This is a genomic window from Marinobacter excellens LAMA 842 (assembly GCF_001574445.1).
Taxonomy (GTDB): domain Bacteria; phylum Pseudomonadota; class Gammaproteobacteria; order Pseudomonadales; family Oleiphilaceae; genus Marinobacter; species Marinobacter shengliensis.
This window is the reverse complement of sequence record NZ_LOCO01000001.1, coordinates 165,925-185,444: the sequence shown is the minus strand read 5'-3', so window position 1 is coordinate 185,444 and position 19,520 is coordinate 165,925. Positions and strand designations below refer to the sequence as shown.

The following is a 19,520-nucleotide window of genomic DNA, read 5'->3' as shown; positions in this document are numbered from 1 at the left end:
ATGGCGGGGATGCTTGGAAAGAGAGATCAGCAGCACGGCGTGATTACGCTTCAGGGGCTATTACTGGTGTTTACCGGTGGCTTGCTGGTGCTCATTCTCACGGCGGCGTTCATCACCAGTTTCGGCTATTTTCGGGGCTACGTAGCCGATCAGCTCGGTGATCATGCCCGGGACGGCGCCACGGCCACGGGCTTATCCTTGTCGAATGCCATTGATGGCTCAGATCCGGTGGCCGCTGCGTCGCTGATTGATGCCGTGTTCGACAGCGGCCGGTACTTGTCCGTGGAATACCTTGATCACAGTGACAGCCTGATTGCGGGCAGAAGAAAGCCGCTTCAGGGTACTGCCGCTCCTGGCTGGTTTATCCGTTTGACCTCCCTGCCGCGGCCAATGGCTGAGGCCGAAGTCGTGCGTGGCTGGAGCCGTCTGGGCAAGGTTCGTGTGGTCAGTCATCCGGGCCGGGCTTACGACGACCTCTGGCGCATTACCGTGGGCCTGTTGGTGGGCGTGCTGGCCATCGGCGGTGCCGGTTTGGTCGTCCTGCACCTGTTGCTGGGGCGAATACTCAGCCCGCTGAAAGCGTTGGAAGCTCAGGCCAGGGCTTTGGGGCAGCGGGATTTTCGGAAACGGGTCGACATCAAGTCAACCCGGGAACTGAACCAGGTTACCGAAGCCATGAATCAGATGGCGGATGACCTCGGCCAGTTGTTTGAGGGGCAAGGCAAGCTGATCCAGCATTTGCGCAAGGTGAATAACGAAGATCCCGTGACCGGCCTGGCCAGTCGGAGTGCCTTTGATCAGCGACTGCGGGCTGAACTTGAATCCGAGGAAAAGGCTGCCCCGGGCGTGTTGATTATGATCCAGCTCGGCTTTTTCGTTGACTACAACAGGGCCTATGGCCGCAGCGAGGGCGACCTGCTCCTGAAGCAGATTGCAGGCTGTCTGCAGCGCTTTGTTAAGCGGCACACTGAATCTTTCGCCGGGCGCAGGACCGGGGCCGAATTCGCGGTTTTCCTGCCCGGCGCATCCGCGGCAGATGTCCGGGTATGGGCGGAAGAACTGGTGGCGGAACTTGACGGGCTTTATGCGGATCATGCCGCACCGATGGATACCATCGTGCATGCGGGGCTTGCTGTGACGGCCGAAGGGCTGGGTAGCCGGGACCTGCTGGCAGCTGCCGATGAGGCCTTGGTGGCGGCCCAGCAGCGGGATGAATCCTGCTGCTGGCTGTCCGAAACCGGCCTGGAGAACCACCACAACATGGAAACCTGGCGGGTGATCATCAGCCAGGCGATACGTGACCGCAGTTTGTCGCTGTGGTTACAGCCCATGGTGCAGGGCGGTGAACAGTCGGTGGTTCACTATCAGGTGTTTTCCCGTATCAACAGTCCTGAAGGGGTTCTCAAGGCAGGTTTGTTTGTACCTGTGGCCGAGCGCCTTGGGCTAATCAAGGACATTGACCGGCTGCTGATCGAGCGGGTTCTGGAGCGCCTGGCGAGCCATCCAGGGGAGCGCCTGGCGGTATCCCTGGGGAGTGCGTCTGTTGCTGACCCGGAGTTCCGGAGTGATTTGCTGGCGAGTCTTGGGCAGGCAGGGCCTCTGGTTAGTCGTCTTTGGGTTGGTGTGGCCGAGCAGACCATTCACCATCACCGCAAGGATGTCAGCACACTGGTTCGAGAGCTCGTCCGGCTCGGGGTGCCGGTTCTGGTGGATCGTTTCGGGGTGGGGGGCGTGCCGTTCAGCTACCTGAAGAATCTGCCGTTCCGGGCCATGCGTATCGATAACAGCTTCATCCATAACCTGGACAGCCATGATGAAAATCGTTTCTGGCTGGAGTCCGTGCTGGCCATTGCGCGCAGCCGGGGCGTGAAGGTTTTTGCGACAGGAGTGGAAACGGCAGCAGAATACTCGGTACTCTGTAAACTGGGTATTGATGGAGCCATGGGATACCATCTTGGCAGGCCATTTGCCGCTGATTGACAACTGACGGGAGACTTGCAGCCTTATGCCGGGCAAAATCACACAGTACTTCAGGGACAAGAAAGACGATATGCAGGATTACACCGGAGGCAACGGTGTCATTGGCAAGTTTGTTCTGGCGATCCTGTTGGTATATCTGCTTGTAACCACCATTCTTGGTATGTACTGGAGCAGTGAGCCAGATACCTTTTCTGTGCGAGAGCACACCCGTGCCCTCGCCAGTGACATGGGCCGGGAGCCGGTGACCGGTTTTGCCACCACGGCCACGATGATCAAGATTGCCGAAACCTTGCTGGACAAACCCGGTGGCTACATTTCCAACGATATCTTCCCACCCGGGTTGTGGATGGACAACATGCCCAACTGGGAGTTTGGTGTGCTGGTGCAGTTGCGGGATCTGTCCAGAGCTATGCGTAAGGACATCAGCCGCTCCCAGAGCCAGTCTGCTGAAGACGCGGACCTGATCATCGCCGAGCCGCAGTTTCATTTTGACAGCGGTAGCTGGGCCATTCCCTCCACGGAGCGGGAGTACCGCCGGGGCATCAATGCGCTGAAACGGTACCTGGACCGGCTGTCTCACCCGGAGCAGCCTAACGCCCAGTTCTTTGCCCGTGCTGACAACCTCAATAACTGGCTGGCCGACCTTGAAACCCGGTTGGGCAGCCTGTCACGAACGCTCAGCGAGAGTGTTGGGAAAGCCTCGGTTTCGGAAGCCCTGGCTAACCTGAACCCGGATGATCCGCTGGCGGAAGACACCGGTGGTGATGACGTGAAAACGCCCTGGACCAAGATTGATGACGTTTTCTATGAGGCACGGGGCAGCGCCTGGGCATTGCTGCACATCTTCAAGGCCATTGAGGTGGATTTCCGCAAGGTGTTGCAGGACAAGAATGCCATGGCCAGCGTGAAGCAGATCATTATTGAGCTTGAGGGCACGCAACAGCCCATGTGGAGCCCGGTGATTCTGAACGGCAGCGGCTTCGGGGTGCTGGCGAATCACTCACTCACCATGGCGGCCTATCTGTCGCGGGCGAACGCGGCCATCAGTGATATGCGGGATCTGCTGTCCAGGGGCTAAGAGTCCGGATCTTGCGCACAAAAAAGCCGGGCAGTCGTGATGACTGCCCGGCTTTTTTTACCCGAAGTGCGATCAGCCTTTGTAGGCGTTAACCGCATCTTCAATGGCTTTTTTGGCTTCGGCGGCGTTGCCCCAGCCCTGTACCTTCACCCACTTGCCGGGTTCCAGTGTCTTGTAGTTCTCGAAGAAGTGACGGATCTGGTTGAGCAGCAACTCCGGCAGGTCGTCGATCTCTTTGACATCGTGGTAGGTGGTGGTCAGCTTGTCGTGGGGTACCGCAACCAGCTTGGCATCACCACCGGCCTCGTCTTCCATGTTCAGCACGCCTACCGGGCGACAGCGAATAACGCAGCCGGCCTGAATGGGGTAAGGGGTAACAACCAGCACATCGATGGGATCGCCGTCATCAGCCAGGGTGTGGGGGATGAAACCGTAGTTGGCCGGGTAGAACATGGGGGTGGCCATGAACCGGTCAACCAGCAGGGCGCCCATGTCTTTGTCCAGCTCGTACTTGACCGGGGAGCTGTTAGCCGGGATTTCGATGGCTACGTAGATGTCTTCTGGCGGGTTCTTGCCAGCGGGGATGTTGTCGAATTGCATGTGCGATCCTTCCTGCTACGTTGAGGTACGTTTAACTGCGTTCAAAAAGTGGGCGCAATTATACGGAAGTCTCTTGCCATTCGAAACTAAACCTTGGTCGTTGACTGTGGTGCATACAACCATCAGGCAGCACTTTCCGAAAAACGCCCGTGAATACATCCCTGTAGGGCTCGGTCGCGCCATCCATGGCGCTCCACGTTTTCGGCAAGTGCTGCCTGATGGTCGTCCGAACCTTTGCGGGAGCTTCCGGCCCTCAAGCGTTTTGGGAAGGCCCACCTCACCGACGCCCAAAGTCTCTGCGAATGTGGTTGGTAGCTCGCACTAAGTTCAGCAAGGGGCGTACCAGGGAGCTTTCCAAAACTGTGCGGAGCCATGGATGGCGGAGCCCAAGCGCCACATGGACGTGCCGAAGGAGCGTGTTTTGGAAAGCTTCCTGGTACGCCCCTAACTCCGACGATTAAAGCCTGATCTGTTTGGCAATCAGCTCCTTCATGATTTCCGTGGTGCCGCCGCCAATGGACAGAAGCTTGGCATCCCGATACAGCCGCTCTACCATGGATTCCCGCATATAGCCCATGCCACCGAACAGCTGTACCGCTTCGCGGGTAACCTTTTCGCACACGTCCACAGAGAAATTCTTGGCCATGGCCACCTGTTTGATCGGGTTCTTGCCGGCCTGCATCAGCGCGGCGCAGCGGTAGGTGTATTCCCGGGCGATGTCGATCTGCGTCGCCATGTCCACCAGCTTGTGGCGGGTGACCTGAAAGCCGGCGATGTTGCGGCCGAAGGCCTGGCGTTGTTTGGTGTAATCCAGGGCCGCCTCGTAGGCCAGTTGGGCGGTCATGTAGGCCATGACGGACAAGCTCAGGCGTTCGGCCAGGAAGTTGCTCATAATGGCGATAAAGCCGGCATTTTCGGCGCCAATCAGACGGTCTGCCGGTACCCGGCAGTCTTCGAAGAAGAGTTCGGCGGTGTCGCTGGCCCACCAGCCCATTTTCTTGAGTTTCTTGCCGGTGGAGAAGCCCGGTGTGTCGCGGTCGATCAGCAGCAGGCTGATGCCAGCGTGGCCTTCGCCCCCGGTGCGCACAGCCACCGTGTAGTGATCGGCGCGGATGCCGCTGGTGATGAACGTTTTGCTGCCGTTGACGATGTAGTGATCGCCATCTTTTACCGCACGGGTCTTCAGGTTCGCCACGTCGGAGCCGCCACCGGGTTCGGTAACGGCGAGCGCAGCGATTTTTTCACCGCGTAGTACCGGCGGTACGATCTGTTCCCGAATTTCCTGCTTCGCCCACTTGGCCACCGGCGGCAGGCCAATATCCAGGGAGCCGATGCTGGCCACAAAGCCACCGGAGGTGGAACGCATCAGTTCCTCGGAAACCGCCACTTTCATAAAAATGTCGCCTTCAGCGATGCCGCCCAGAGCCTCAGGGAAGCCAATGCCCAGAAGCCCTGCGTCGCCTGCGAGCTGGTAGATTTCCCGGGGGAATTCGCCGGCTTCTTCCCAGTCGTCTATGTAAGGGCGTACGTGGGTTTCGATAAATTTGCGCGCGGTCTGGCGCACCTGTTCGTGAGTTTCGTTGAAGTAGTCAGACACGGATTCGCTCCCGGTGTACTTGTTATTCGATGGGACGAGTGTCGCGCAATCTCCGTCACCAAGCAAGCGCTTGGTTTGCATTTCTCTGGGCACAAAAAAACTGGCCCGATTGGCCAGCTTTCGCAGGTAGTCCGTGGCCTGTCAGGCGCCGTTACGGGAGATACGCTTCACGCCCTCGCTGGTGCCCAGCAACAACAGGTCCGCCGGGCGGCGGGCGAACAGGCCGTTGGTGACCACGCCCACGATGTTGTTCAGTTTTTCTTCCATCTGGATCGGGCGGGAGATATCCAGGTTGTGGACGTCGATGATGATGTTGCCGTTGTCTGTGGTAACACCGTCACGGTACACGGGATCACCGCCCAGCTTGACGATTTCCCGGCCAACATGGCTGCGTGCCATGGGGATGACTTCCACCGGCAGCGGGAAGTCGCCAAGGATGTCCACCATTTTCGAGCCATCAGCGATGCAAATGAAGGTTTTGGCTACCGCCGCTACGATTTTTTCCCGGGTCAGCGCGGCGCCGCCGCCTTTGATCAGCTCCAGGTTGGCGTTGGTTTCGTCGGCACCGTCGACATAAAACTCCATCTCACTGACGCTGTTCAGGTCATAGACTTCAATACCGTGCTTTTTCAGGCGTTCTGCGGTGGCTTCGGAGCTTGCCACGGCGCCGTCGAATTCATCTTTGTACTGGGCCAGGAAGTCGATAAAAAAGTTGGCGGTGCTGCCAGTGCCCACGCCGACAATGCTGCTGCGTTCCAGTTTCGGGGCAATGTAGTCCACGGCTGCTTTGGCAACGGCTTGTTTGAGTTCGTCCTGCGTCATGGTGAGCTCCGGGAGAAAAAAGATGATTTTTCACGCATTATACGCGCCCAGTGTCTCTGCTTATAGACGGCTGCCGTGCAAAGTTTCTACACTGTAGGTTTTTCCAAGCCAATCACCAGCAACCGGAACCATCATGCCGCAACGCTACATCAAGAAGATTCTCGATGCGCGGGTCTATGACGTCGCCATCGAAACACCCCTGACTGAAGCCCGTAGCCTCTCCAAGCGCTTTGGCAACAATATTCTGCTCAAGCGTGAAGACCTTCAGCCGGTGTTTTCCTTCAAGATTCGCGGCGCCTACAACCGGATTGCCCAGCTCTCTGAAGAGCAGAAAGCCAAAGGGGTGATTTGTGCCTCCGCTGGCAACCATGCCCAGGGCGTGGCGTTGGCGGCCAAGAAGCTGGGTATCAAGGCAGTGATCGTGATGCCCCAGACCACCCCGGAGATCAAAGTGCGCTCGGTGAGGGACCACGGTGCCCGGGTAGTGCTCAAAGGCGATGCTTTTGATGAAGCCGCGGCCCATGCCCAGGAACTGATCAAGAAACATGGCTACACCTACATCCCGCCCTACGACGACCCGGATGTGATTGCCGGCCAGGGCACCGTCGCCATGGAAATCATGTGGCAGTTCAGCCAACCGATCCATGCCATCTTTATCTGCGTGGGCGGCGGTGGCCTGATTGCCGGTATGGCCGCCTACATCAAATACCTTCGCCCGGAGATCAAGGTAATCGGTGTCGAACCCGAAGATTCCAACTGCTTGCAAGCAGCGCTCGCGGCCGGTGAGCGGGTGGTCCTGGACGAAGTGGGCATCTTTGCCGACGGTGTGGCGGTCAAGCAGATTGGCAAATACCCCTGGGAAATCTGCAAAGATTACGTGGACGAAGTGATCACCGTCTCCACCGACGAAATCTGCGCAGCCATTAAGGATGTGTTCGAAGACACCCGCTCCATTGCCGAGCCCGCCGGGGCTTTGGGTGTTGCCGGTATCAAGAAATACATCGAGCGTGAACAGATCGAAAATGAAAATCTGATCGCCACGCTCAGCGGCGCCAACATGAATTTCGACCGTTTGCGTTACATTTCAGAGCGCACCGAAATCGGTGAGAAGCGCGAGGCCATCCTGGCGGTCACCATCCCGGAACGCCCGGGTGCCTTCAAGACCTTTATCAACGCCTTGCACAAGCGCAGCATCACCGAATTCAACTACCGCTATTCGGACTCTGACGACGCCACCATCTTCGTCGGTATCCAGATCCAGGCCGGCGGCCACGGCCGGGAAGACCTGGTGCAGGAACTCCGCGAAAACGGCTACTCTGTGATCGACCTCACCGACAGCGACCTGGCCAAACAACACATCCGCCACATGGTCGGCGGCCATGCGCCATCGGTGGATAACGAAGTGGTGTACCAGTTCGAATTCCCCGAACGCCCGGGTGCCCTGCTGAAATTCCTGATGTCCCTCGGCACCCGCTGGAACATCTCCCTGTTCCACTACCGCAACCACGGTGCCGCCTACAGCCGCGTGCTGCTGGGAGCACAGGTCAACGAAGCGGAAATTCCGGATTTCGAAAAAATGTTGGAGAAGGTGGGTTTCCGCTACGAAAACATGACCGATAACGAAGCCTACCGGCTGTTCCTGGGCGCGGGTAACGGAAGCGCAAACGAAAAGTAGAAACCGGGCCAAACCACCCAAGTAGAATCGTTCCTGGGGCTCCTTTCCGGGAATTTCGAAGGCCAGGGATGGCCTGAGAGAAGCGCACATGGATGTGCTCGTAGCGGTTCCCGGAAAGGAGCCCCAGGAACGATTCGGCCTGCTTTCGCCAAACTGTTGTGCCGGTTTCGGGCATCCATCAGCTGCGAGACACACCGGCGCCAAAACCCTTACATAACTGTAACGAGTCAAAAATTGTAAAATTGAAGTTACGTGTTAGTCTTTCGTCTAATTCTCGAACCCGAGAATAGCTAGCTGATTTTCCAACTAATTAACTCAAAGAAAAAACGGGAAATACGTAATGGGTAACAAGCCTGACATCATCCGCGCCATCGTGCTCATCTTTGCTGTCGGCCTTGTCATTACCGGCTTCACTTCCATCCAGGCCTCAGAAGACAAACGTGCCGACCGAGCGGCTGCGCCAGCGGTCGGGTTTATCCAGTCTGCCAATCAGGGTCTGAACCGGTAACAGCGCTGGTCCGTAACCACGCCGTGCAGGGGCACATCCCAGGATTCTATCGGTAATTCACGGACTTTCTGAAAATCGTGGGCCAGCCCTATCAGCTTGGGCGCCATGGCCGGCCTTATCCGGCTGAAGGCGAACGTGCGGTCATAGAACCCACCGCCCATGCCGAGCCTTCCCCCTTGCTCATCAAAACCTACCAGCGGAAACAGTACCGCATCCAGTGCCCAGGCCGGTCTGCGCCTTGAGCGTGGAAATGCCGGTTCCGGGATGCCAAAGCGATTGGCGGTCAGTTCAACGCCGTCAAAGTACGGACTGAACACCAGTTTGCCCGGATACACCGGGTGCAGAATTGGCAGGTAAAACCGAATGCCCTTGCGCCGGCCCAGATCGATGAAAAGGCTTGGGTCGATCTCGCCATCATTGGGCAGATAGATGCCAATATGCCTGGCACGGTAAAGGTCGGGGTGCTTCAGAAGGTTCAGTGCCAGTCGTTCCGAGGCTTGTTGCTGCTGCTCGAAGGATAAGGCTCGGCGTTGTTGCCTGAGGTGTTTGCGCAGCTCCGACCTGGACAGAGTGTCCGGATGGGATTCAAACGGTTGGGGGGAGTGAAACTGACTCAAAATAAAGCTTCCCGGGCTGCCGTTATCGGATGTAGCCCTTGAACCCAAAGTTCAAGGTCGGTGGCCGCTGTGACATATTAGGCTTTCCCCCTTGGGGGACATGCTCACAATGCCCTGAAGTGGCCACCTGGGTAGTGCGCATCGGCTCGAGGACGTACCCGACCAGCGAACAGCCCAGGAAGTTGATACCATTATACGGGCAGGGTCGGGGCGGATTGCAACCCCATTTCCCGGAATCTTTCTGGAATCAGTTTCCGGACGATTCTCCGAGGGCTTCGTCCAGCCGGTTGTCCATGGCTCTGAGCAAATTTCTGGTTGCGAGAGACATGGTGTCGCGCTCCAGCAGTTCGTGGGTAATGTTTAGCGCGGCCATCACGGCAATGCGCTCGGTTCCGAACACTTTGCCACTGGAGCGGATTTCCCGCATTTTGTTGTCCAGATGCCGGGCCGCACGAAGCAAGGCCTCTTGCTCTTCCTGCGGGCAAGCCACCAGGTATTCCTTGTCGAGTATTCTGACTTCAACGGTGGTTGATGACTTTGACATCAGTGGTGCTCCAGCGCCCTCAGGCGGCCTATCATGGCTTCAATCTTGTTTTTGGCAAGATCGTTCTTGTGCATTAGCTGGGCTCGTTCCCGATTCCAGTCGTCCTGCAGCTCGCGCAACAGGGCGTTATCCTTCTCCAGCTTTTCGCAGCGTTCAATCAGCTTGTCCAGCTTGTCCGCTAATGCCTGTACTTCGGACTGTTCCATGACGTGCCCAACAACGGTGATGTAAGTGTGAGTAACTATAAGTGCCGACGCCAAACCGGTCAATTTAACGCATTGTCATGGCGCGGATTCCCGTGATGGCCATCACCTTCGGCGCGGGTTCAGTCTGTATCGGCGGCACCAAATCCCTGTTTCCGGCTCTTTCGCCAGGTGCTGGTGGCCGGTACCAGTGATACCAGCAGGGCTGACACCGGAACGGCAGCCAGCAGTAACCATTCGTCCTGTTTAAGCGGGCGCAGGCTGATCTGAATGCCGAACTGCTCCAGCAGCCAGGGGCTCAGACCGGCAATTGCGCCAGCCCCGACAATCAGGGCGAGCAGGCAGGCGGTGAGGGCCAATACTACGCACTCAAAACTGTAAAGTGATGCGATCAGCGCCGGGGATGCGCCTGTGGCCCTTAAAACCGCCACTTCGCGTTGGCGCTGGGCCTGGAGGGTCAACAGGACGGCCACCAGGCCGACCAGGCTGGTAACAACCACGAAGGCGCTTATTCCGAGCAGCGCTTTTTCAAATTGCCCCATCATGCGCCAGAGCTCGCTCAGCGCGACACCTGGGAGAATGGCGGATAACGGCTCGTCCCGGGACTGGTTCAGTTCCCGTTGTACCTGAAACGTGAGGATGGGCTGACTCAGGCCGACAAAGGCCGCCGTGATGGAGTCTGGTGTAAAGTCCCTGGCTCTGGCGCGGTCCGGGGATAAACCCCGGCCAGGGATGGCGACACCGGATTCCCAGCCAACATGGATAGCTTCCATGGCATCGAGGCTGATATAGACGGCCTGGTCGACCGGCGTCCCGGTGGGTGCAAGCACGCCGGATATCCTGAAGGGCAGGTCGGTGTGATTGGAGAAGCTGGTGCGACCGCCCCCGTGAGACAACACGATCTCATCGTTGAGGTGATGGTCGAGTTGCCTGGCAACACCGGCGCCGAGGACCACGTCGAACAGGTCGTCAAACCACTCGCCTTGGGCCAGTTCCAGAGACTGGTTGTTGCCGAACTGGAGCCGGGCCAGAAACTGGTCGTTGGTGGCGACCACCCGATAGCCACGATAGCTGTCCCCCAGTGAAATGGGGATGGCCCAATCAATTCGGCGATCCTGCTCTAGCTTCTGGAAGCTGGACCAGCGGATGTTGTTGGTGGCATCACCAATATGAAACACCGTGTACAGCAGCAGGTTAAGCTGGCCACTCCGGGCGCCGACGATCAGGTCGGTTCCGCTGATGGTGCTGGTGAAAGACTGGCGGATTTCGGTGCGCAGGTACTGGATGCCCAGCAGCAGGGACACGCTCAGAGTCAGTGTCAGGCAGACCAGAGCAAGCACCCGGCGGCGATACCAGAGGCTGGCGGTAGCGAGGGAGAGGGCAAGTTTTACTTTGCTCATGGCGTCGCTCCCAAAGCTTGTTGATGATGAAAGTGGCTGGCCAGTGCGCGGTCATGGCTGACAAAGATAACCGAGCTGCGCCGCTGTTCAGCCAACGCCAGTAGCAGGTCCAGAAAACGGTCCCGGTTGTCGGCATCCAGTGCCGAGGTTGGCTCATCAGCCAGGATGATTTCCGGCGCGCCAATCAGTGCCCGGGCAGCCGCCACCCGCTGTTGCTGGCCAACGGAGAGTTCGGTTACCCCTCTGTGCCAGTGGTCGTCCGGGATCGCGAGCTGCCTGAGCAGGTCCGCTGCCGATGTCTCGGGGTCTGGGCTGGTGCGGGTGCGGCGCACCGCAGACAGGCGGCAGGGCAAGGTCACGTTGGCCAGCGCGCTCAGGTAAGGCACCAGGTTGAACTGCTGGAAGATCACGCCCATGTGATTTGCCCGGAACCGGTCGCGAGTGCCGGCCTTCAGGCTGGACACCGGCTGCCCCAGAAGTTCGATGGTGCCAGACTCCGGGGCCAGCATACCCGCCAGTAATCCCAGCAGAGTACTCTTGCCGGTGCCGCTGGGGCCATGCAGGAACAGATGCTCTCCCTGGGCAAGCTGTATATCGGGAAAAGCTGTGGCGGTTGTCTGGCCGGGCCATCGGAAGGTCAGCTGGCGTGTCACTATTGCCGGGTCCGGTATACTGGAACCGGATTGGCTTCTTGCTGTCTCGGTGCTCATATCCGTATTGTCTTTGCCGTTGTATGATGGCGTACGTTACACGGTTGACCCCATGGGGAGTGGTTGTACATGTTTGATACCTTGCAAATCCGGAAACTGCTTGCGCGGCTTGGACCATTGTTACTGCTGATGGTTTCATCCGTTGCCCTGGCAGAACCCCGCGAGATCGACTGGCTGGAACTGATGCCGCCTGAAGATCTGGCGTTGCTGGAGAGTATGCCGGAAATTGAGCACGAGGGAGACGGCCCCGCCCTGTTGCCGGATGAAATCATGACCGGCCGGGTTGTTCCGGAGATGGGTAACGTAGAAGGCCGGATCCCGGGTTTTGTTGTGCCCCTGAAAGTCACCAACGACATGCGTATCCTCGAGTTCTTTCTGGTTCCCTATTATGGCGCCTGTATTCATGTGCCACCGCCACCGCCGAACCAGATTATTCACGTCAAATATGAAGAAGGATTCACGCTCCGGGCTTTGTATGACCCGGTGTGGATAGAAGGCGAACTGGTGATCGAACGTACCGAGAATGATCTCGGTACGTCCTCCTACTCGCTGGTAGCGACGTCGGTCAAACCCTACAGCGAGTAGCGGCTGCTAGCGGCTCAGCCGGAACTGGGTGGTACCCGGCGACAGGCGCGTGGCGCCTTGCCCCTGGGGACCGACCCACTGCACATTGAGATGCTCAAGTTCAGGGAAGCGGGCCATCAGGCCGGTTTCGAACTGAGCTGACTCCGATAAACCCGGGCAGTTGAGTGTCTGGGTGATTTCTATGTCTGCATGACCAGAGTCATGATCGTGGTCATGGTCGTGACTATGACTATGGCTGTGACCATGGTCATGCTTGTGGTGGTCTCCTTTTGCTTCACCCCAGCCCACGTGCATGGCGCTGGAGACCAGAGTGCAGTTGCCGGCCACGGTATTGATCATGGCGGTTTCACTGGCCCATTGTTCGGTGTCGTTCACCCGTTGGCGCTGTTCATCCGTGCGGGGCTTGTGCTCGAAACCGATCAGGTTGTAGGCGGGTGACAGAAGCAGTAGATCTACCCGCTCGTTATCAATCGCCATTTGCAGGTCGGCGTGCCCATGCTGGTGCGCGCCCGGGTTGTCGGAGGCTAGAACCGGCCATGCGGCCAGGCTGAGTGATAGCAGCAGGGTTGTTGAACGTGCGGATGCGCGTGGGTAAAACATGGTTGGTACCTCTCGCAGCTTTGATACGTTATAACATTTTTGATTTTTGCCAGTGCAAAAGCAAGCCTGCCGGTACCCGGAAGTGCCACTTGTCTGCCGGAATGCTAGGATAGAGGCTTGCTCAAATGTATACGGAACCCGGCTGGTAGAACGGCCAGGCTCCCCTGACACAGGAACACAGGGTTTCATGTCTGACACCGATAGTACAGGTGCTGCCCGCGCCGCTGAATTTGAACGCTGGGCCAACGTTTACACCACACACAAGGCGTTCAGCCACCCCTCTGAGCTGCATGGTGCATTGTGTGGTCGATTGGCGGCTGGTTCCCGTATTCAGGAAGACGAATGGCTGGCCATGGTTTGTGAACAGATGGGGCTTGCCACTCAGGCCATGGAAGAGTCCGGGGATCTGGCGCCATTTATGAACGGCGCCTACCAGACGGCGCTCGCGCAGTTGCAGTCGTCAGACCTCAGTTTTCACCCGTTGCTGCCGGATGATGATTACGCCATTGATCAGCGCCTTGAGGCACTGGTGGCCTGGGTTCGGGGTTTCCTGGAAGGCATGGCACTGGCGGCCGGAGCATCCCTGGGGCAGGCTCCGGACGAGATTCGCGAGTTGATTGAAGACATGGTGGCCATCAGCCAGTTGTCGGAAGATGAAGAATCGGATGAAGAAAGCGAGCAGCAGTTGCTGGAGATAACCGAATACATCCGGCTGGGTGCCCTGGCGGTATTTACCGAGTTCAACGAACCGGAAAAGCCGGCCAACACCCCGACCCTGCATTGACCTGGAGACATCATGACCTCAATGATTTCCGTGAAAGAGTTTGCTGAGCGCCGGCGCAAGTTGATGGACCGTATGGCGCCAGACAGCATCGCGATCCTGCCGGCGGCCCCGGAACGGGTCCGGAACCGGGATGTGCTGCATCCGTTTCGCCAGGACAGTGATTTTCAGTATCTGACAGGCTTCGGCGAGCCCGAGGCCGTGCTGGTGCTGATTCCCGGCCGTGAGCACGGTGAAACCGTGCTGTTTTGCAAAGAGCGGAACCCGGAGAAAGAACTGTGGGATGGTTTCCTGGTGGGGCCGGAAGGCGCCATTGAGCGCTTCGGTATGGACGATGCCTTTCCGATTTCCGACATCGACGACATCCTGCCCGGAATGATTGAAGGCCGCAGCCGGGTCTATTACCCGCTGGGCAAGGACCACGCCTTTGATAACCGGGTGATGGACTGGGTCAAGGTTATCCGCAGCAAGGTGCGCGCAGGCGCCCATCCTCCCGGCGAGTTCGTGGCCCTGGAACACCTGCTGCATGACATGCGGTTGTACAAAAGCGCCGCTGAAGTGAAAGTGATGGCCAAGGCCGGACAGATCAGCGCCGAAGCCCATTGCCGTGCCATGAAGCGGGCACGCCGGGGCGGTTACGAATACAACCTGGAAGCCGAGCTGATCCATACCTTCATGGAACACGGTGCCCGTTCAACGGCGTATCCTTCCATCGTGGGTGGCGGTGCCAACGGTTGCATCCTGCATTACATCGAAAACAGCTCGCCCCTGAAAGAGGGCGATCTGGTGTTGATTGATGCCGGCTGCGAGCTGGAATGCTACGCCTCGGATATCACCCGTACCTTCCCGGTCAGCGGCCGTTTCAGTTCGGAGCAGAAAGCCCTGTACGAAGTGGTGCTGGGGGCCCAGTACGCGGCAATTGACGCCGTGCGGCCAGGCAATCACTGGAACCATCCTCACGAGGCGGCACTGAAAGTGCTTACCCAGGGGTTGATTGACCTGGGGCTGCTCTCTGGTTCGCTCGATGACGCCATCGCCAGCGAGGCCTACAAGCCCTTCTTTATGCACCGGACCGGTCACTGGCTGGGCCTGGATGTGCACGATGTGGGCGACTATAAGGTGGGTGATGCCTGGCGCGAACTGGAACCGGGCATGGCGTTGACGGTGGAGCCCGGGCTTTACATCGCGCCGGACAATGCCAATGTAGACGCCAAATGGCGAGGCATTGGCATTCGCATTGAAGACGATGTGGTGGTCACCAAGGAAGGTTGCCGGGTTCTCACTGGCGATGTTCCGAAGACCATTGCCGAGATTGAAGCGCTGATGGCGGACTGACACAGTGACAGACACCCGCACCGATACCGATCTGATCATTGCCGGTGGCGGCCTGGCCGGGGCCACTCTGGCGCTGGCGCTGGCGCGCGTGGTGCCGGAGTTACGGGTAACGGTAGTTGAAACCTTTCCACTGTCGCCAGATGCCTTGCCCGAAGACTACCAGCCCAGTTACGACGCACGCTCCACGGCGTTGGCCTGGGGCTCGCGGCTGATCTTCGAAAACCTTGGGCTGTGGCAGGTACTGGCGGAACATGCCACGCCAATCCACCACATCCACGTGTCGGACCGGGGGCGATTTGGCGCAACCCGTTTGCATGCGCAGGATCATGGTCAGGCCGCCCTGGGCTATGTTGCCGATAACCGCTGGATGGGCCTGAGCTTGATGCGGGCGCTGCTGGACACCCCCGTGAGCTGGCAGGCACCGGCGGAAGTCACCGGTATGACGCCGATGCCTGGTGGCGTTCGTGTCGAGATTCGCAAGGGTGACGACCAATACAGTCTGACCGGGCAGTGCCTGGTGGTGGCTGATGGCGGCCGCTCTGGCCTGCGGGAGCAGCTGGGGTTTGTGACCCGCACCGAAGACTACGGTCAGAATGCCCTGATTGCCAACGTCTCCACCAGTGACGCACACGGATTTACCGCTTTTGAACGCTTCACCGAGGCGGGCCCTATGGCCTTGCTGCCCCATGGCTCGCCGGTGACGGCGGAAAACCAGTCCGCCCTGGTGTGGACGCTCACCGACAGTGCGCTGGAGCAGGTACTGGCACTGTCCGATGACCAGCGATGCCAGGCCTTGCAGGAACGCTTTGGCTGGCGCCTGGGGCGCTTTACCCGGATAGGGGAATGTCATCATTACCCGTTGAAACTGACCACGGTGGATGAAGCCGTGCGCCCGGGCGTTGCGTTGGTCGGTAATGCGGCCCACGCGTTGCACCCGGTCGCCGGGCAGGGGTTTAACCTGGCCCTGCGCGGGCTGATGACCCTGGTGGAGCAGTTCCGGCGAGCGGTGGACGAAGGCACGCCGCTGGGTGATCTGTCGATCCTGGGTGAGTATCAGCGCTTGCACCGGCAGGACTGGCAGCAAACCGTGCAGTTTTCGGATTCCCTGATTCGCGTATTCGGGCAATCATTGCCACCTCTGGCGGCCGCCCGGGACGCGGGCCTGGTGGGCCTGGATCTGGTACCCGGCGCCAAGCGCTGGTTTGCCCGCAAAGCCATGGGCACCGGTGGCCGTAAACCCATTGTTTCCCGTGCCGATTGTTCGAAGGAGCCTGCCCGCAATGACCAGTGATTCCGGCAATTCGCAGATGGATATCCTGATTGTGGGTGGCGGCATGATTGGCTCAGCACTGGCCCTGGGGCTGTCCCGCCAGGGCTGGCAGGTCGGGTTGATTGAAGGTGCCACCGCAGCGGAGTTGGTTGCACCGGCGGCCCCGGCAACCGACGTGAACGCCTTTGAGCCCCGCGTCAGCGCAATCTCCCTGGCCAGCCAGCGCCTGCTGGATGAGTTGGGTGCCTGGCGGCGGGTGCAGGACAGTCGCCATTGTGGCTACCGGCAGATGACGGTGTGGGACGGTGACGGCACCGGGCGTATCCATTTTGATGCAGCGGAGCTGCACGCCAGCTCACTGGGCACCATTGTTGAGAACCGGGACATTGTGCGCGCGCTGTTTGAAGAACTCGCTGACAGTGAAGTAACACTGTTTGATGGCTTCCGGGTGAAGGCCTGGCATGGCCGCGACGGTGTTGAGCTGGAAGACGGTCGGCGCCTGAATGCCCACCTTGTGGTCGGAGCCGATGGCGCCATGTCTCGCTTGCGGCAATGGAGTGGCCTGGCGACGCGGGAATGGGATTACGATCAGCAGGCAATTGTATGTACGGTCCGCACCCGCCAATCGCACCGCTACACCGCCTGGCAGCGCTTTTCGCCAACAGGGCCCCTGGCCTTTTTGCCGTTGCTGAATGAAGCCGGCGATGACCATTTCTGCTCAATTGTCTGGTCCCAGGATACGTTGGAAGCAAAACGTCTGATGGCGTTGGACACCGAGGCGTTCAGGCAGGCGCTGGGTGTTGCTATCGAGCAGCAACTGGGTGAGGTGCTGGAGGTCTCCGAGCGTTTTGCCTTCCCGCTGCGCCAGCGACATGCCAAGGACTATGTTACCGACGGCCTGGCACTGGTAGGGGATGCCGCCCACACCATTCACCCGCTGGCAGGCCAGGGTGCCAACCTGGGCTATGGGGATGTGCGGGCCCTGCTGGAAGAGTTGGCTCGGGCAAAAGCCCGCAACCTGGCCCCGGACGATGCCCTGGTGCTGGCCCGCTATCAGCGGCGCCGGAAAGGGGAAAATCTCACTATGATGGCGGCGATGGAAGGTTTCAAGCAGCTGTTTGCCCGGGACGAGCTGCCGGTTCGCTGGTTACGGAATACCGGTATGCGCTGGCTCAACCAGTTGCCCATGCTGAAGAATCGCGTGGCGGCCGAGGCCATGGGTATCACGGAATAAGAGACGGCTTTGCGGGTAGCTCAGCCGCAGGCATCAAACAGCCGGCTGATCAACACTGGCACGGCCGTTTCCACCCGCAGAATGCGGGGCCCCAGATGCACGCCCTGGCATCCGGCCTCTTCCAGTTTGCCCACTTCGTAATCGGTAAAACCACCTTCCGGCCCGATGCACAGGGCTGCCGGCTCGTTCAGGTGAACCGGGCAGGGTGCGGTGGTGCCGGGATGCGCCACCAGTGCGATTTTATTTGCCAGCAGGGCCGGTAGTTCGTCTTCCACAAAGGGTTTGAACAGCTTGCGGATATGCACCTGTGGCATCACCGTATCTTTAGCCTGCTCAAGGCCCAGCGTCAGGTTTTCCTTAAGGTTGTCGTCTGACAGCCACGGAGTTTGCCAGAAGCTTTTTTCCACCTTGTAGCTGTTAATCAGCCAGATATCCTTCACCCCCAAGGACGCGCAGGTCTGCAGCACGCGGCGGAACATCTTTGGCCGTGGCATGGCCAGGATCAGGGTCAGTGGCAGGGGCTGTGGTGGGCGTTGGCTGAGCGTTACTTTCAGCTCCGCTTCGGAGTCTGTCAGGGTCAGAATCTCACCGGTGCCCATGGCGCCGTTGGCCCGGCCGACCGGAATCTGGTGGCCGGTACTGGCTTTGAGTACGGTCCTCAGGTGTTCAAGGCGGCGACCGCGGAGCAGCACCCGGTCTGTGCCGGTGAAGTCTTCGTCGAACAGCAGCGCCAGATTCATGCGGAGTCGGACTCGCCCTCAGAGGCGTCATCGACACGTCGGTATGCCAGGCGCCCGAACAGGATGCCGAATTCGAACAGAATCCACATGGGCACCGCCAGCAGGGTCTGGGAAATAATGTCGGGCGGGGTCAGCAGCATGCCGATGATAAAGCAGGCCACCACCACGTAGGGGCGTTTTGCGGCCAGATCCTGGGGTGTAGTGGCACCTGTGAGGATCAGGAGTACGGTGGCAATGGGAATCTCGAAGGCCACGCCGAAGGCAAAGAACATTTTCAGCACGAAGTTCAGGTAACTGCTGATGTCTGGCAGCTCGACAATGCCCTCGGGCCCGATGGCGGTGAAGAAACCGAACACAAGAGGGAACACCACGTAATAGGCAAACGCTGCGCCGGCGTAAAACAGCAGTACCGAGGTAAACAGCAGGGGAAACGCCAGGCGTTTTTCATGGGCATACAGGCCCGGTGCTACGAAGCTCCAGAGCTGATACAGGATCACCGGGATGGCGGCAAATACCGCCAGCACCAGGGCCAGTTTCAGGGGCGCAAAGAAAGGCGAGGTGATGTCGGTGGCGATCATGGTCTGGCCCACCGGTAAAAGCTCACGCAGTGGTAACGACAGCCAGAGGTAAAGGTCGTTGGCGAACGGGTAGATAAAGGCAAAACACACAATCACGGCCAGCACCATTTTCAGGAGCCGGTTGCGCAATTCGAGCAGGTGCTCGATCAGGGGCATCTCCTGTTGTTCAGGAGGTATCGGGTTACTGCCTGGGTCGCTCATGAACGATTATCCGATGGCCGCTCTGGTGTCGTGCTGCTGGCTTCACCGCTGGCTTCCTGATCGGCGTTGTCGCCTTGCGGAGCGGGTTGCGGAGACTCGGCGGTGGACTGATTGGTGCTTTCCTCGCCGGCAAGCCGGCGGGTTGCCGGTGCGGGCCGCGGTTTGCGGGTCTCGCTGTCTGGCAGGATCATGTGTTCGTATTTCTTGGCTTCATCGAGGGCGCCGCGGACGGTTTTCTCCATGTCGTCCAGGCCGACGTCACCGGCCTTGCGGAGCTCTTCCCGCAGCTCTTCTGCCTTGAGCTGGCGATCCAGTTCCGAGGTGAACTGGCCCACCATGCGCCGCGCGCCGCCAATCCACCGGCCCGCAGCCCGGGCAGCGGTAGGCAGGCGCTCAGGCCCAAGTACAAGCAGCGCGATGATGCCGCAGATCAGCAGCTCAATGAAGCCAATATCGAACATT

Annotated in this window: 21 protein-coding genes and 1 other RNA gene; 9 read left to right on the top strand and 13 right to left on the bottom strand. The window is 59.1% G+C overall.

Annotated features, from left to right (window positions below):
- Together J122_RS00835 and J122_RS00830 are read left to right on the top strand one after the other, a co-directional pair.
- A complete protein-coding gene (locus tag J122_RS00835) occupies positions 1-1,980 on the top strand; it encodes an EAL domain-containing protein (RefSeq protein WP_061330719.1) in 1,980 nt (659 codons plus the stop codon).
- Between the two features lie 25 nt (positions 1,981-2,005).
- Positions 2,006-3,058, top strand: coding sequence for a DUF2333 family protein (locus J122_RS00830; protein WP_061330718.1), 1,053 nt, complete (start codon positions 2,006-2,008; stop codon positions 3,056-3,058).
- Between the two features lie 72 nt (positions 3,059-3,130).
- Here J122_RS00830 and ppa read toward each other — a convergent pair whose 3' ends face one another.
- From ppa to rpiA, 3 genes are all read right to left on the bottom strand, one after another.
- Entirely contained in the window at positions 3,131-3,658 is a 528-nt protein-coding gene (ppa, locus tag J122_RS00825; RefSeq protein ID WP_061330717.1) for an inorganic diphosphatase, read from the bottom strand.
- Positions 3,659-4,115: 457 nt separating this feature from the next.
- On the bottom strand, positions 4,116-5,255 hold the full coding sequence (locus J122_RS00820) for an acyl-CoA dehydrogenase family protein (RefSeq protein WP_061330716.1): 1,140 nt from the start codon (positions 5,253-5,255) through the stop codon (positions 4,116-4,118).
- A 141-nt stretch (positions 5,256-5,396) separates the two neighbouring features.
- Positions 5,397-6,077, bottom strand: a complete 681-nt coding sequence (gene rpiA / locus J122_RS00815) for a ribose-5-phosphate isomerase RpiA (protein ID WP_061330715.1) — start codon at positions 6,075-6,077, stop codon at positions 5,397-5,399.
- A 133-nt stretch (positions 6,078-6,210) separates the two neighbouring features.
- On the opposite strand from rpiA, the gene ilvA reads away from it, so the two are divergent.
- Positions 6,211-7,752: a threonine ammonia-lyase, biosynthetic gene (gene ilvA / locus J122_RS00810; RefSeq protein WP_061330714.1), complete on the top strand. Its 1,542-nt coding sequence runs from the start codon at positions 6,211-6,213 to the stop codon at positions 7,750-7,752.
- Between the two features lie 340 nt (positions 7,753-8,092).
- The gene (locus J122_RS22600) at positions 8,093-8,260 is read left to right on the top strand and encodes a hypothetical protein (RefSeq protein WP_167392875.1); all 168 of its coding nucleotides are present in this window, start codon (positions 8,093-8,095) and stop codon (positions 8,258-8,260) included.
- Here the strand turns inward: J122_RS22600 and J122_RS00805 are convergent.
- From J122_RS00805 to J122_RS00780, 6 genes are all read right to left on the bottom strand, one after another.
- On the bottom strand, positions 8,242-8,877 hold the full coding sequence (locus tag J122_RS00805; RefSeq protein WP_061330713.1) for a 5-formyltetrahydrofolate cyclo-ligase: 636 nt from the start codon (positions 8,875-8,877) through the stop codon (positions 8,242-8,244). The genes J122_RS22600 and J122_RS00805 overlap by 19 nt on opposite strands.
- 4 nt (positions 8,878-8,881) lie before the next feature.
- Positions 8,882-9,061, bottom strand: a non-coding RNA gene (gene ssrS, locus J122_RS00800) — 6S RNA.
- Positions 9,062-9,124: 63 nt separating this feature from the next.
- Complete coding sequence (locus tag J122_RS00795) at positions 9,125-9,421, bottom strand: cell division protein ZapA (protein WP_061330712.1); 297 nt, start codon at positions 9,419-9,421, stop codon at positions 9,125-9,127.
- Positions 9,421-9,627 (bottom strand): TIGR02449 family protein, encoded by a 207-nt coding sequence (locus J122_RS00790; RefSeq protein WP_061330711.1) that lies wholly within the window; start codon positions 9,625-9,627, stop codon positions 9,421-9,423. Before J122_RS00790 ends, J122_RS00795 begins: the two co-directional genes overlap by 1 nt.
- A 119-nt stretch (positions 9,628-9,746) precedes the next feature.
- A complete protein-coding gene (locus J122_RS00785; RefSeq protein ID WP_061330710.1) occupies positions 9,747-11,024 on the bottom strand; it encodes an ABC transporter permease in 1,278 nt (425 codons plus the stop codon).
- Complete coding sequence (locus J122_RS00780; RefSeq protein ID WP_227510034.1) at positions 11,021-11,677, bottom strand: ATP-binding cassette domain-containing protein; 657 nt, start codon at positions 11,675-11,677, stop codon at positions 11,021-11,023. Before J122_RS00780 ends, J122_RS00785 begins: the two co-directional genes overlap by 4 nt.
- Positions 11,678-11,803: 126 nt before the next feature.
- Between J122_RS00780 and J122_RS00775 the strand changes: the two genes are divergently transcribed.
- Positions 11,804-12,319 carry a DUF3299 domain-containing protein gene (locus tag J122_RS00775; RefSeq protein WP_061330708.1) on the top strand — a complete coding sequence of 172 codons (516 nt, stop codon included), beginning with the start codon at positions 11,804-11,806 and terminating at the stop codon, positions 12,317-12,319.
- Between the two features lie 6 nt (positions 12,320-12,325).
- Here J122_RS00775 and J122_RS00770 read toward each other — a convergent pair whose 3' ends face one another.
- On the bottom strand, positions 12,326-12,919 hold the full coding sequence (locus tag J122_RS00770) for a ZrgA family zinc uptake protein (RefSeq protein ID WP_061330707.1): 594 nt from the start codon (positions 12,917-12,919) through the stop codon (positions 12,326-12,328).
- Positions 12,920-13,106: 187 nt separating this feature from the next.
- Here J122_RS00770 and J122_RS00765 point away from each other — a divergent pair, with 187 nt between their 5' ends.
- From J122_RS00765 to J122_RS00750, 4 genes are read left to right on the top strand one after another with little or no spacing between them, the layout of a single operon-like run.
- A complete protein-coding gene (locus J122_RS00765; protein ID WP_061330706.1) occupies positions 13,107-13,703 on the top strand; it encodes a UPF0149 family protein in 597 nt (198 codons plus the stop codon).
- Positions 13,704-13,715: 12 nt separating this feature from the next.
- Entirely contained in the window at positions 13,716-15,035 is a 1,320-nt protein-coding gene (gene pepP / locus J122_RS00760; protein ID WP_061330705.1) for a Xaa-Pro aminopeptidase, read from the top strand.
- Between the two features lie 4 nt (positions 15,036-15,039).
- Complete coding sequence (gene ubiH / locus J122_RS00755) at positions 15,040-16,326, top strand: 2-octaprenyl-6-methoxyphenyl hydroxylase (RefSeq protein WP_061330704.1); 1,287 nt, start codon at positions 15,040-15,042, stop codon at positions 16,324-16,326.
- Positions 16,316-17,539: an FAD-dependent monooxygenase gene (locus tag J122_RS00750; protein WP_061330703.1), complete on the top strand. Its 1,224-nt coding sequence runs from the start codon at positions 16,316-16,318 to the stop codon at positions 17,537-17,539. The genes ubiH and J122_RS00750 overlap by 11 nt, the downstream gene beginning before the upstream one ends.
- 20 nt (positions 17,540-17,559) lie before the next feature.
- On the opposite strand, the gene J122_RS00745 is transcribed toward J122_RS00750, so the two are convergent.
- Genes J122_RS00745 through tatB form a run of 3 tightly spaced genes read right to left on the bottom strand, consistent with a single transcriptional unit; the run spans position 17,560 to position 19,519 of the window.
- Positions 17,560-18,279 carry a 16S rRNA (uracil(1498)-N(3))-methyltransferase gene (locus J122_RS00745; RefSeq protein WP_061330702.1) on the bottom strand — a complete coding sequence of 240 codons (720 nt, stop codon included), beginning with the start codon at positions 18,277-18,279 and terminating at the stop codon, positions 17,560-17,562.
- Positions 18,276-19,058, bottom strand: coding sequence for a twin-arginine translocase subunit TatC (gene tatC / locus J122_RS00740; RefSeq protein ID WP_061330701.1), 783 nt, complete (start codon positions 19,056-19,058; stop codon positions 18,276-18,278). The genes J122_RS00745 and tatC overlap by 4 nt, the downstream gene beginning before the upstream one ends.
- Positions 19,055-19,519, bottom strand: coding sequence for a Sec-independent protein translocase protein TatB (tatB, locus tag J122_RS00735; RefSeq protein WP_061330700.1), 465 nt, complete (start codon positions 19,517-19,519; stop codon positions 19,055-19,057). The genes tatC and tatB overlap by 4 nt, the downstream gene beginning before the upstream one ends.
- Position 19,520 lies beyond the last annotated feature (1 nt).